12 protein-coding genes are annotated in these 12035 nt (G+C 67.0%); 6 read left to right on the top strand and 6 right to left on the bottom strand.

Features of this window, described 5'->3' with window-relative positions:
• The first annotated feature begins 420 nt into the window (after nt 1-420).
• The 5 genes from QUW25_RS01305 (at nt 421) to QUW25_RS01285 (ending at nt 4679) form a co-directional block, all read left to right on the top strand.
• Nucleotides 421-1158, top strand: coding sequence for an alpha/beta fold hydrolase (locus tag QUW25_RS01305; protein ID WP_289510429.1), 738 nt, complete (start codon nt 421-423; stop codon nt 1156-1158).
• Nucleotides 1159-1346: 188 nt separating this feature from the next.
• Nucleotides 1347-1937 carry a TetR/AcrR family transcriptional regulator gene (locus tag QUW25_RS01300; RefSeq protein WP_289510428.1) on the top strand — a complete coding sequence of 197 codons (591 nt, stop codon included), beginning with the start codon at nt 1347-1349 and terminating at the stop codon, nt 1935-1937.
• A 75-nt stretch (nt 1938-2012) separates the two neighbouring features.
• Complete coding sequence (locus QUW25_RS01295) at nt 2013-2654, top strand: class I SAM-dependent methyltransferase (protein ID WP_289510427.1); 642 nt, start codon at nt 2013-2015, stop codon at nt 2652-2654.
• A gap of 136 nt (nt 2655-2790) precedes the next feature.
• Nucleotides 2791-3213, top strand: a complete 423-nt coding sequence (locus tag QUW25_RS01290) for a YjdF family protein (protein WP_289510426.1) — start codon at nt 2791-2793, stop codon at nt 3211-3213.
• Nucleotides 3214-3509: 296 nt separating this feature from the next.
• A complete protein-coding gene (locus tag QUW25_RS01285) occupies nt 3510-4679 on the top strand; it encodes an ATP-binding protein (RefSeq protein ID WP_289510425.1) in 1170 nt (389 codons plus the stop codon).
• A gap of 25 nt (nt 4680-4704) precedes the next feature.
• On the opposite strand, the gene QUW25_RS01280 is transcribed toward QUW25_RS01285, so the two are convergent.
• From QUW25_RS01280 to QUW25_RS01260, 5 genes are all read right to left on the bottom strand, one after another.
• Complete coding sequence (locus QUW25_RS01280; RefSeq protein ID WP_289510424.1) at nt 4705-5337, bottom strand: DUF6796 family protein; 633 nt, start codon at nt 5335-5337, stop codon at nt 4705-4707.
• 72 nt (nt 5338-5409) lie between these two features.
• Nucleotides 5410-5838: a flavodoxin gene (locus tag QUW25_RS01275; RefSeq protein ID WP_289510423.1), complete on the bottom strand. Its 429-nt coding sequence runs from the start codon at nt 5836-5838 to the stop codon at nt 5410-5412.
• 36 nt (nt 5839-5874) lie between these two features.
• On the bottom strand, nt 5875-6543 hold the full coding sequence (locus QUW25_RS01270; RefSeq protein ID WP_289510422.1) for a DUF3793 family protein: 669 nt from the start codon (nt 6541-6543) through the stop codon (nt 5875-5877).
• 99 nt (nt 6544-6642) lie between these two features.
• A complete protein-coding gene (locus QUW25_RS01265) occupies nt 6643-8376 on the bottom strand; it encodes an ABC transporter ATP-binding protein (RefSeq protein ID WP_289510421.1) in 1734 nt (577 codons plus the stop codon).
• Nucleotides 8377-10212 carry an ABC transporter ATP-binding protein gene (locus tag QUW25_RS01260; protein ID WP_289510420.1) on the bottom strand — a complete coding sequence of 612 codons (1836 nt, stop codon included), beginning with the start codon at nt 10210-10212 and terminating at the stop codon, nt 8377-8379. It abuts the gene before it with no gap.
• Between the two features lie 134 nt (nt 10213-10346).
• On the opposite strand from QUW25_RS01260, the gene QUW25_RS01255 reads away from it, so the two are divergent.
• Nucleotides 10347-11339 carry a helix-turn-helix domain-containing protein gene (locus tag QUW25_RS01255; protein WP_289510419.1) on the top strand — a complete coding sequence of 331 codons (993 nt, stop codon included), beginning with the start codon at nt 10347-10349 and terminating at the stop codon, nt 11337-11339.
• 5 nt (nt 11340-11344) lie between these two features.
• Here QUW25_RS01255 and QUW25_RS01250 read toward each other — a convergent pair whose 3' ends face one another.
• The gene (locus tag QUW25_RS01250) at nt 11345-11974 is read right to left on the bottom strand and encodes a helix-turn-helix transcriptional regulator (protein ID WP_289510418.1); all 630 of its coding nucleotides are present in this window, start codon (nt 11972-11974) and stop codon (nt 11345-11347) included.
• Nucleotides 11975-12035: the final 61 nt, after the last annotated feature.

The following is a 12035-nucleotide window of genomic DNA, read 5'->3' as shown; positions in this document are numbered from 1 at the left end:
TCGTCCATGCCGGCGGCCGGGTACGCCGGGCCTTGTGGGACGAGAAAAGCGCGTCAAGAGTTCTTTACGTGGCCTCTACCTGCGGATTTCCGAGGCGCACGTGGCCTGGCCGACGGTCGCGGCGCCTCCTTCGCGGCGGACGAGAAGAACGACCGCGCACGCACCGCCACCAGCGGTTTTGCACATTCCAACGAGAACTTGTCGATAACCTACCGGCGCTCCGCGCGAAGCATTGCCCCGTGTTCCAAAGCGTCTCATGCCGAGAAGAACGCCCGGAGGCCCCGACGTGGAAAACTCCCGCATGCCGCCCGTATAATGGGGCGCACGGGACGAGAAGAACCGCGCGACCATGCGCCGGCCTAAGCACGCGCCCGCCTCCAACGGCGCCGCCCGGGCCACGTCACCGTCGAAAGGATTCAGATGGTCACTCACACGCTCGGCACGGGCGCGCGGACGGCGGTGCTCCTGCACGGGGGCGGCCTCTCGTGGTGGAACTACCGGGCAGTCGCCGACCTGCTCGCCGCCAACGGGTACCGCGTCGTGCTCCCCGTGCTCGACGGGCACGCCGGCTCGGACCGCCCGTTCACCTCGATCGAGGAAAACGCCTCCGAGCTCGTCGCACTCATCGACCGCGAGCTCGGCGGGCACGTCGACGCGCTCGGCGGCGTCTCCCTCGGGGCGCAGGTCGCCCTCGAGGCCCTCGCGCAGCGGCCGCGGATCGCGGAGCGCGCCGTCATCGAGAGCTCGCTCGTGCTCCCCATGCGCGCCGCCCGCGCCCTCGCCGCGCCCGCCGTCGCCCTGAGCTACCCGCTCGTGCGGCGCCCCTGGTTCTCGCGGGCGCAGTTCGCGAGCCTCCACCTCCCCGAGGAGCTCTACGAGCCCTACTACCGCGACAGCTGCGCCATATCAAAGCGGGACATGATCGCCTTCATGCGGGCGAACAGCTCCTACCGGCTGAAGCCCGAGCTCGCGGGCTGCGGGGCGCGGGCCACCATCCTCGTCGGCGGGAGGGAGCCCCGCGTCATGGTGCGCTCGGCGCGCGCCTTGGCTAAGGCCTTGCCGGGCAGCACGCTTGTCGAGCGCCCTGGCTGGCGGCACGGCGAGGCGAGCTTGTGGCATCCCGAGGTCTACCTCGAGGCGCTCGAGGGTCGCCCATAAGCAAGCGCCCGAGCACTGCCACGGCAGATGCAAGGCGTTGCGCATCAAAGTAGGACGAGAAGAACGCCCGCGCGGCTCCTCCCCGGGCGGGCCGCCCAAAAGACAGCCCCCACGGGCGCCCGCCGCGCGCCTCAGTGTTGACCAATGTTCAACCGAGGTGTACCATCCGTCACGAGGAGGTGGCCGCCGTGACCAGAACCGTGATGGACCCCGGGGAGCGCCGGCGCGAGCTTCTTGCCTGCGCCATGAGGCTCTTCGCCGAGGAGGGCTACGACAACGTGTCCGTGCGCGCCGTCGCGCGCGCCGCGGGCGTGGCGCCGGGGCTCGCCTACCACTACTTCGACTCCAAGGAGAGGATGTTCGCCGAGGCCATCGGGGACTACGCCCGCCGCTGCGCCGAGGGGATTAACGCCATCCTGGACGAGGAGGGCCCCTCGCTGGACGAGAGGCTCGACCGCGCCGTCTCCCTCGCGGCGGGCCACGTGTCCTTCCCGCACGAGGCGTACTTCCACGCCGAGGGCCACGGCGCCCTGCACGACAGGCTCTCGCTCGCCATGTGCGAGGCGGTGCGGCCCCACCTGCGCGCCGCACTCGAGGCGGATGCCGCCGCGCGCGGCGAGCTGGCGACCGACGCCGACGAGCTCGCCGCGATCATGACCTACGGCGCGGTCGGCCTCGTCTCGGGCCCGGGCATGCCTGACGGCGCCGCGACCGCCGCTGCCCGCCGCTACCTCCGCGCCCTGCTCGTCGAGTTCCGCTCGGGGGGCGCCGCAGACTAGGGATCCTGCCCCGGCCGTGGCCGGGGCACTTTTCGGCCGACCGTATTGAACAATGCTCAACAGAAAGGATGCAAGATGGACGAGAAGAACGCCGAGCTGCTGCGCTCGCGCTCCCGCGCGGCCTTCGACGCTCAGGCGCCGACCTACGACGAGAGCATGCAAGGCGATCACGCGCGCCGGCTCTACCCGCACGTGCTCGCGGAGGTGAGGCGCGCCGCGGCCGGGAGGCCCGCCCCGCGCCTGCTCGACCTGGGCTGCGGCACGGGCGCCCTCGCCGCGCTGGTGCTCGAGGGGGTCCCGGGCGCGCGCCTCAGCTGCGTGGACCTGTCGCCGAGGATGGCCGAGGCGGCCCGCGCGCGCCTGGGAGAGCGGGCCGACGTCCTGCTCTGCGACGCCGAGCGCCTGCCCTTCCGCGACGGCTCGTTCGACGCCGCGTGGTGCAACGACTCCTTCCACCACTACCCGGACCCTGAGCGCGCGGCATTCCAGGCGTGGCGCGTGCTCGCGCCCGGCGGCACCTTTATCATCGGCGACGCGTGGCAGCCGGCGCCCGCCCGCGCGGTCATGAACGCGTGGATGCCCCACTCGAAGGAGGGCGACGTCCGCATCTACTCCGAGGCCGAGATGCGCCGCATCCTCGGTACCTGGTTCAGCGACGTGTCCTGGTGCCGCGTGGGCCAGACCGCCTGCGTCGCCGTCGTGCGCAAGGGTGCCTGAGGAGCGATATGATCGGCGCATCGGAGATGAAAACACGACCCCGTCGGGTAGTCGGGGTGCGGGCGCCGCCCGTCAGTAACCTTCCTCCTTGGTTGTCCCTTCTCCGCGTGGCTCTCACATAAAGGAGGAATTCGCCATGCGGAAGACAACCGTGTCCTCCACCCTTACCGTGTGCTTCGACGGCCAGTTCTGGGTGGGGATCGTGGAGCGCGTCGAGGACGGTGCCCTGAGCTCGTGCCGCGTCGTGTTCGGCGCCGAGCCCTCGAACGAGGAGGTCCTCGACTTCGTGCTCAGGGAGTGGGCGAGGCTACCCCTCGGCCCCGCCGTCGCCTGCGAGGAGCGGGCGATGGCGAGAAACCCGAAGCGCCGTGCACGCCAGGCCGACCGCGAGCTGAAGAATCGCGGACCCTCGACGAAGGCCCAGGTCGCGCTCGCCGAGCGGCGCGAGGCCCTGGCGCAGGAGTCGGCTGCCCGCGACAAGGAGCGCAGAGAAGAGGAGAGGAGCCGACGCTTCGAGCAGAGGCAGGAGAAGGCGAAGCGGAAGCGTCGGGGACACTAGCGGGCCAATCGGGCGGACGGGAAGCGCAAGACAGTGCTGTTATACCGCGTGCGCCATATGGCTTCTGACTTCACCCGCGTCGTCCTGTAGCTGCTCGTGAAGAAGGAAGCCGCCATGGACCGCTCGCGCATAGACGCCCACCGACTTCTCGCCCTGAATCTCCACCATTCGTGTTGCGGCAGCTAGGGCAGATTCATCGAATTGCGCCAATGGGCTACTGGAACTTGCGGTGATTGACTAGTAGAATATGCGATAATCGACCAGTATAAAGTAAACGCCCCAGGAAAGCGGTCAACATGATCGAGCGTGAGATGACGGCAAAGCTGCTCGAGCTCGCCGAGCAGTATCCCATCGTGTCGATTACCGGTCCCAGGCAGAGCGGTAAGAGCACCCTTGCCAAGAGCTCCTTCCCCGATTATGAGTACCTATCCTTCGAGAATCCTGATGTCCGGAGTTCGTTCGAGGATGATCCGGTGACCTTTCTCAGACGTCATGGGTCGCACGTCATCTTTGACGAGGCGCAGCGTGTTCCGGAGCTCTTCTCGTATCTGCAGGGAGTCGTCGACGAGTCGGAACAGCTCGGGCAGTTTGTCATCACGGGCTCTCAGAACTTCCTGCTCATGAAATCTGTCAGCCAGTCGCTTGCGGGCAGGGTCGCGCTGTTCACCCTCCTCCCGCTTTCTCAGTTCGAGCTTGCCGCATCGGGCAAATTGCCGTCGACACTACAAGAGTGGTTGTTCAGGGGCGGGTACCCGCGCCTGTACGATGCCGTCCGCGACCCGCGAGACTTCTTTCCCGATTACGTGCAGACGTATCTCGAGCGCGATGTCCGTGCCGAGCTGGGCGTGAGAAACCTTGCCGGCTTCCAAAGCTTCCTGCAGCTCTGCGCGCTGCGGTGCGGGGAGCTGCTTAACGTGAGTTCGCTGGCTGCCGACTGCGGCATCTCACCCACCACGGCCCGCGAATGGCTCTCCATTCTCCAGGCGAGCCACATCGTGTTTCTGCTGCGCCCGTATTATTCAAACCGCACGAAGCGACTCGTGAAGTCACCTAAGCTCTATTTCCATGATACTGGGCTGGCAGCGCATCTCATAGGGCTCGAATCCGCCGACGACCTGTATGAGGATGAGGCAACGGGTCGGCTCTTCGAGTGCGCGGTCGTTGCCGAAGTATCGAAGCGCCTGTATGCGCGCAAAAGGACGCCGCGCCTCTCGTTCTGGCGAGACGACCACAAGCAGGAGATAGACCTTCTCATTGAGCGGGGGAGAGATGTCGCTCGAGCGGTGGAGTGCAAGTCCTCCGCGACATATCGCAGCCGCTACTTCGAGACGCTCAACCGCATTGCCGGCGAGCGCCTGGAGCTCGATGCCAAGCGGCAGGCCGTGGTATATGGTGGTGCGGAGTGTCTCTCCACGCGGATGGGGGAGCTCGTTTCGTGGACGGAGATGGAGCGGCTGCTTTCGTAGCATGGATGACGTCGTCCACTTGTCATCAGACGACCACGAACGCGAGCATCGCGGCGAACATGATCGTGAAGACGAGGTTGCTCCACCCGCCAAAGAGGACGCAGCGCGCCGGCTGCGGCACGCGCATCCACGCAAGGCCGAGAAAGCTCGTGACCAGCGGCGTGAGGACGACAAACCACGCGGGAAAGACCGTCTGCCCCAGCACTATGGCAACGCCGAGCACAACAAAGCCCAGGTACATGGGTACGGTGGCAAACCGCATGACAAACATGATGTTGTCCGCGACCTCGTCGTACAGTTCTTCTTGCCCTGCCTTGGCGATGACGGAGAGATAGACGTACTGGGCGTGATAGGCGCCGCCGCAGATGAGGGCAAGGGCGAGCAGCGCCGCGGCCAGCCAGACGAGCCAGTCCATCTCGCCGCGCGCCGTGAGCGTAAGCCCCGCAAATCCGAGCACATAGAAGAACGCGGAGACCGGCCCGAGCGCACCTCCAAGCCGCACGCGACCGGCGGGCACGTCGCGCATGATGCGCATATACGGCCTGAGCGTGCCGTCCATGTCGTAGGCGCCGGGCGTGAAGTAGAGTAGCATGTCCCCGGCAAACATGAGAATCGAGCCCAGGAGTCCCAGGGCGAGAAGTACGGGCGTCAACGGCATGGCGCCTCCCATCCATCGCGGGCGTCAGATGACCCCGGAGTCCGCTCGGCTCCGGGGCCTCGGCTTGAGCCATTACGCCTCGACGAGGCTCCTTGCGGCCGCCTCGAGCTCGGCGACGGCATCGTCGTCGGGGGCCTCGTTGGCGATCACGGTGCTGACTACGTTCACGCCAGTCCCTTCCGCGTCTGCCTGCCAGGTTTCCATCCACTCGCCGGTGCCCCAGCCGTAGCTGCCGAACAGCGCCACGGGCTTGTCGCCCAGCGCGTCGCGGCATGCCTCCCAGACGGGCTCGAACTCGTCAGACTCCAGCTCCTCGGCGCCCATGGCGGGGCAGCCAAAGGCAAGCGCGTCATAGATGGACACATCCTCTGCCGAGAAGTCCGCGACGGGCACGACGCGGGCCTCGGCCCCCGCCGCGACGACGCCCGACTCGAGCGCGTGGGCCATCTCCTCGGTGTTGCCCGTCCCCGTCCAGTACACGATCGCGACGCTCTTGCTCATGGGTTCTCCCTTCTTCGTGCGGACCCTGCCGCCCCTTTATGCCGTTGCCATCCGAAGAAGCCCCCGTAGGGGCGTTCCCTCGGAGTAGAGCCTCTTGATCCTGAGCTCCTCGCGCTCGAGCTCCTTGAAGCGCCGCAGCGCCTCGCCCACGTTCCCGTAGACCTTCCAGCGCCCGCACGCCCGTGCTCCCTGGCCCCTGTCCGACATGAAGCCGTCGACGTCCTCGATGGGGTAGCCGAGGACAAAGCCGATCTCATGGGGAAAGGGGGTCCTGTCGTTGTAGTAGGCGCGCAGGCGACGCCTGAGCTCTCCCATGAGCGCCCCGCTTCGAGAGGGGAGGTGGTTCTTGGCGAGAAACTCGTGCGCCCCCGCGTCGGAGAGAAGACGTCGGATGTGGCGCGGACGCCAGACGAGCAGCATTGCTCGCCCTTCTCGCCACCCCAGCAGGGAAACGCGCACGCCGAAGCGCCGAAGGTGCCACGCGTAGGTCCCTATGAGGGTCTTTACGCGGAGGCGGCGTATGGACGTAGGGTGAGCGGCATCGTCGGGCGGCATCCGGAAGCCAAAGACTGCGGCCGGCTTGCGTCCTGCGAGCACGATGCCTGCCTGGCAGACGAGGCAGCGCACGAACCTCGCCTCAAGATGCTCCTGAGGCGAGGCGCTGCCGGCGTCAACGGCAAGGCAGATGTCCATCCCCTGGCCCATACGCCTCCAATAGTTAGCTTAACCTAACTCTGTTGAGCATAGAGTAAACCATAGCTAACATGTTGTCTATGATCCAAAACGGGACAGCGCCTTTTTGGATCACATAGTCCAGTCTGCGCTCTGGGTCTGCAGGCGGACCATGCGGGCGAAGAGGCCGCCCGCGGCGAGCAGCTCTTCCGGAGAGCCCTGCTCGGCCACGCGGCCGTCCTCGAGCACCACGATCTTGTCCGCGCTCATGACGGTGCGCATGCGGTGGGCGATCACGATGACGGTCTTGCCGGCGAGCAGGCGCGAGAGCGCCTCCTGGACCTGCGTCTCGTTCTCCACGTCCAGGCTCGCCGTTGCCTCGTCCAGGAGTACGACTGGCGCGTCCTTGAGCAGGGCGCGGGCGATGGAGATGCGCTGGCGCTCGCCGCCGGAGAGGCGCGCGCCGTTCTCGCCGATCATCGTGTCGTAGCCCTCAGGCAGGCGGCTCACAAACTCGTCGCAGTTGGCCGCGCGCGCCGCGGCGAGCACCTCCTCGTCGGTGGCGCCGCGCCTGCCTAGGCGGATGTTGCCCATCACCGTGTCGTCGAAGAGCAGCACGTCCTGGAATACGACGGAGAAGTCGGCGAGAAGGACCTCGGGGTCCACGGTCGCCACGTCCACCCCACCCACGGTGACGCGTCCCGCGTCGGCGTCCCAGAGGCGCGCAGCCAGACGGGCGCAGGTGGACTTACCGGAGCCGGACGGCCCCACGAGCGCCGTGACCTCACCCTCGCGCGCCGTGAACGTCACGCCGTCCAGGACCTTCTCGCCACGATCGTAGGAGAAGGACACGTCCTCGAAGGCAACGTCGTGGCCTGCCGGCTCGTACTTCTCGCCTCCCTGCGCGAGGGGCTCCTCGTAGAAGCTCTTCATGCGTGCCGCGGCGGTCTTGGCCGAGAAGAGCTCGGCGATGAGCATGAGGCACTGGTCGAAGGGCGCGTAGATGCGGCTCACCACCACAAGGAAGGCGAAGAGCGTCATGAACGTGCACGATCCCTCCAAGATGAGCGCCGCGCCCACGAGCACCGTGGTGGCAAGGCCCAGGCGCAGCACGATCTGGGCGCTGTTGACGGCGATGCCGCAGGCGATCTCCGAGCGGGCGGCCTGGCGCTCCGCGGCGTCGACGTCATCGTGGATGTGCTCGAGATAGCGTTCCTCTTGGTTTGTCGCGCGCACCTCGCGCACGCACTCGAGCGCCTCCTGGATGTCCTCCGAGGTAGCAAGGCCGCGCATGCGCGTGGCCTCCATCATGGGCTGGAGGGCGCGCCGCGCGCCGAAGAGGATGGCAAGTCCCACCGGGCAGCTCCAGAGCGACGCGAGCGCGAGTCGCCAGTCAAAGGAGAACAGGCAGATTGTCGCCACGGCGAGCGTGATGTAGGCGCCGTAGAGCTCGGGCAGCACATGGCTGTAGGCGTGCTCGGTGGTCTTGACGTCGGTCATGAGGGTCTCGGTGAGGTCGGCGAGGTCGCGGCGGCCGAAGAAGCCCAGGGGCAGCTTGCGCAGGCGCTCGGCGAGGCCAATGCGCTGCCTGCCGCTCTCCTTGTAGATGACGCCGTACTGGTAGTAGTAGGCCCAGTACTCCGCCACGAAGAGCGCGACGGCAAAGGCGGCGAGGCCCGCTGCGTACGGGAGGAGGTTCGGCAGCGGCGCGCCCTCGGTGAGATGCGCCACGAGCTCGCTCATGACCAGGTAGAGAGCGCCCACGCCGCCAAAGACCACAAGGTTCGAGGCGGCCGTCCACACGGCGCCGAGCTTGACGTTGCGCATGCCCTCGTCGGTGAGGGCGTACTTCTCCTGAATGCTCATCTACTCCACCTCCTGGGCGCTCGTGATGCGCCAGCTCACGGACTTCTCGTAGTCGGCCCACATGCGGGCGTAGAGGCCGCCCGCTGCCAGCAGCTCGTCGTGCGTGCCCTGCTCGACTACGCGACCAGAGTCAAGCACCACGATCTTGTCGGCGTTTCTCACCGTGGAGAGGCGGTGCGCGATCATGAGGACGGTGCGCGGCTCTCCGTCGCGCCCGCGGGCGAGGCGCTTGAAGGCCGCCTGGATCTTGACCTCGTTCTCGGGGTCGGCAAAGGCCGTCGCCTCGTCGAGCACCACCACCGGGGCATCCTTCAAGATGGCGCGGGCGATCATGAGGCGCTGCACCTCGCCGCCGGAGAGGTGGGTCCCGCCCGTACCCACGAGCGTGTCGGCACCCTGGGGGAGCTTCTCCAGGATGTCCGCGCACTGCGCGGCCTCGAGCGCGGCGAGCGCCTCCTCGCGGGTGGCCTCGGGGCGCGCGGCGCGCACATTCTCCAGGATCGTCTGGCGGAAGGGCCGATTGGCCTGGAAGACAAAGGCAACGCGGTCCATGAGGTCGTGCGGGTCCATCGCGCGCACGTCCACGCCGCCGAGCGTCACGCGTCCGGCGTCCACGTCCCAGAAGCGCGGCACGAGGCTCGCCGCCGTGGTCTTGCCTCCGCCGGAGGGGCCAACGAGCGCCACCGTCGCACCGGCTGGCACCTCAAAGCTCACGTGGTCGAGCGCCGGCGCGTCCGCGCCCTCGTAGGTAAAGGTCACGTCCTCGAAGCGGATGGCGTTGCCCGCGGGCGCGCGCGGCGTGGCGGGAGCGGAGATCACGGGGGCGGCGAGCACCTCCTCGACGCGCGAGACCGCGTCCGCAGCGGACTGGAACGCCTCGGACATGAACATCACGCGCGTCATGGCGGTGGGGATCACGGCCGAGAAGATCGCGTAGAACGCGAAGTTGGCGAGGAAGCGCGCGAAGTCCCCCTCTCCGGGCGCGACGAGGATCGCTGCCGGCACGAGGAAGATCGCGACTCCGTTGATGATGGTGAGCGAGAGCGACTGCGGCGTCTGGCACCACTTGACGGCGTAGTCCTGCGCGAGCCGTGTGAACTCCTCGATGGCGTCATGGAACGCGCGGAAGCTGTAGACCGTCTGCTGGAACACCTTGACCACAGGGATGCCGCGCACGTACTCGGTGCCGGTCTTGTTCATCTTGACGAGCGACTCCATGTAGCGCGTCATGAAGTCCATGCCGCGCCCGCCCATCATGTAGAACATGCAGCCGAGCGAGATGATCACCGCGACAAGGCACGCGAGGCCGAGTCGCCAGTCAAAGACGAAGAACAGCACGAGCATGCCGACGATCATGGCAATGCTGCCTGCGGTGTCAGGGAGCTTATGGGCGAGAAGCCCCTCGGTCTCGGCGGCGCAGCCGTCCACGACGCGGCGAAGCGCGCCGCTCGCGTGCGTGTCGAAATAGCCGAGGCTCGCGTGCATGAGGTGGTCCGTGGTGCGCTTGCGCATGATGGACGCACAGCGGAAGGCCGCGAGGTGCGTGCACATGAGGCCGGCGAAGTAGATGAGGATGCTCGCGGCCGCAAGGCCGAACGCCCACCAGCCGTACGCGGCGATTCCGGTTGCCGCACCCCAGTCGGGGGCCACGGCGATGAGGTCGCGCGCCACGAGCCAGATGCAGACGTACGGGCCAAAGCTTACGAGCATAGAGACGGCCGAGAGCGCGCAGCCCAGGTACGTGAGCGTCTTGCGCGGACCGGCAAAGGCGAGCAGACGGCTCACGGCGCCCTTGCCGCGGGCGTCGCTCGCCTTGGTTGCTTGAGAGTCAGACATCGAAGCCTCCTTGCCCTCGTGTCTTGATTGGCATTCCGCCGCACCGTATCATGGGATTCGTTACTTGTTAGCTACGGTTAACTAACCTTGGACGATTCCTCAAGGGAGATGGACGAACCCTCAAGATGACGGGCATGGGAGACATTCCCCGCGAGCTCGTTGCGCTCTTCGAGCCGCAGGTCGAGCAGCTTGGCGTGCGCCTCGAGCGTCGGGGCGGCATCTGGGTGGGCGAGACGCGCGGCTCCGTGGCGACAGGCTCGATGTGGCTTTGTGCGCCTATGCCGTACTGCCTCGTGCTCTGTCACGACGTCACTTCGCTTGAGGACATGCCGCTCTTCGAGGGGTCGCTCGGGCCGTATGCCTGCGCCTGCACGATGGGGGACGATGCGGTTTCGTGCTCGCGGGACTGCGGACTTCCGATCAGGTTCGTCGGCGCTGGGGGCGGCGCGCGCCGTCCGCATGACGAAGTGGCCACGTTCGTCGAGCGCGGCCCCCGCTCGCTCTCAAGTCGCCTGCTCGCCGGCCACGTCTACCGCTCTCGCTCAGTCATCTGTCTGCCCGACTTCTTCGACGAGCTGGACCGTAGCTATCCGGGGGAGTTCAGCGGGCTCTTCTCGGCGTTTGACGGCTCCTGGGGTCCCGAGGCCAAGGGGGCGATTCGTTATGCGCTCGGCAACATACCCGCGAGCCCGCCGCTCGGCCCCGGCGGCTCGCTCGGGCTTCTCTCGACCGTCACCTCCCTCATGGCGTCTCTGGCGGAGGACGGGAGAGGTGCCGAACAAGATGAGGGCGCGCTGGTGAGCCATGCGAGGAGACTCCTGTCGGCTGCCGTCGAGGAGGGCGGAGCGCCACCTTCCGTCGACGCGCTCGCACGCAGGCTCTACGTGAGCCGGTCACGGCTCTGCGACGCGTTCAGGCGCGAGACGGGGCAGAGCGTGGGCGCATATGCGCGCCGGCTGAGGATGGAGCGCGCGTGCCGTCTCCTCGAGGACGGGGGTTGTACCGTCTCCGAGATTGCCGTCCTTCTCGGCTATCCAAGCCCCTCGGCCTTCTGTCACGCCTTTTCCGACTTCACGGGCCTGTCCCCACGCGCATGGATGATTCAAAAGGGGACAGACCCCTTTTGAATCACTTACCCGAGTAGCGTCTCCATGAGCCAGGTCACGCCGCAGCCAAAGAAGTAGCCCACCGCCGCGCCGATGAGCGCGAGGCCTGTTACGCGCACGACCTTCATCCAGCGGGGAATGAGGCGTTCGCGCCGGCTGCGCTCGGTGTCGCGGTCCACGGGCTTGCCGCTCCAGAAGGCGAGAACCTCCTGGTAGGTGACGAGGTCATGTTCACGCTTGATGCGGTCGACCCACACCGAGGCAAACGCCGCGATTCCCCAGAGCACGACTGCCAGCACAACTGTGGGCAGCGTCTGCTCAAGCGGAAGGTCCGCAACGCTCGCCTGATACGTCCACCAGACCATGGCCAGGATCATCAGCACAACGAACCCCAGCATCACGCAGCTCAGGCGCTTGACCAGCCGCACGTCCTTCTCGACCGTCTCCTTCATGGCGTCCACGTCTCCTCTCACGAGCTCGTCGATGGTCGTGCCAAAGACCTGCGAGAGGAGCAGCAGGCTCTGGACGTCGGGGTAGGTCTTGTCGTTCTCCCAGGAAGAGATCGTCTGGCGACTCACGTAGATGCGTCCCGCCAGCTCGTCCTGGGAGATGCCGAGTTCCGCGCGCCGCGTCTTGATGTGGCTTCCCAGCTCCATGCCGCCTCCCTTCCGCGTCTTGGCTCGACCCTTGTCGAGAAGAACGTGCCACCGTGGGGGA

The organism is Thermophilibacter provencensis (genome assembly GCF_030372065.1).
Taxonomy (GTDB): Bacteria; Actinomycetota; Coriobacteriia; order Coriobacteriales; family Atopobiaceae; genus Thermophilibacter; species Thermophilibacter provencensis_A.
The sequence above is the reverse complement of the archived record's forward strand: the minus strand, read 5'-3'. Positions and strand labels throughout refer to the sequence as shown.

Excerpts from the sequence above, each read along its gene's own strand:
- QUW25_RS01305 (WP_289510429.1), top strand. The coding sequence starts at position 421 with ATGGTCACTCACACGCTCGGCACGGGCGCGCGGACGGCGGTGCTCCTG.
- QUW25_RS01295 (WP_289510427.1), top strand. The coding sequence starts at position 2,013 with ATGGACGAGAAGAACGCCGAGCTGCTGCGCTCGCGCTCCCGCGCGGCC.
- QUW25_RS01290 (WP_289510426.1), top strand. The coding sequence starts at position 2,791 with ATGCGGAAGACAACCGTGTCCTCCACCCTTACCGTGTGCTTCGACGGC.
- QUW25_RS01285 (WP_289510425.1), top strand. The coding sequence starts at position 3,510 with ATGATCGAGCGTGAGATGACGGCAAAGCTGCTCGAGCTCGCCGAGCAG.
- QUW25_RS01280 (WP_289510424.1), bottom strand. The coding sequence starts at position 5,337 with ATGCCGTTGACGCCCGTACTTCTCGCCCTGGGACTCCTGGGCTCGATT.
- QUW25_RS01275 (WP_289510423.1), bottom strand. The coding sequence starts at position 5,838 with ATGAGCAAGAGCGTCGCGATCGTGTACTGGACGGGGACGGGCAACACC.
- QUW25_RS01270 (WP_289510422.1), bottom strand. The coding sequence starts at position 6,543 with ATGGGCCAGGGGATGGACATCTGCCTTGCCGTTGACGCCGGCAGCGCC.
- QUW25_RS01265 (WP_289510421.1), bottom strand. The coding sequence starts at position 8,376 with ATGAGCATTCAGGAGAAGTACGCCCTCACCGACGAGGGCATGCGCAAC.
- QUW25_RS01260 (WP_289510420.1), bottom strand. The coding sequence starts at position 10,212 with ATGTCTGACTCTCAAGCAACCAAGGCGAGCGACGCCCGCGGCAAGGGC.
- QUW25_RS01255 (WP_289510419.1), top strand. The coding sequence starts at position 10,347 with ATGGGAGACATTCCCCGCGAGCTCGTTGCGCTCTTCGAGCCGCAGGTC.
- QUW25_RS01250 (WP_289510418.1), bottom strand. The coding sequence starts at position 11,974 with ATGGAGCTGGGAAGCCACATCAAGACGCGGCGCGCGGAACTCGGCATC.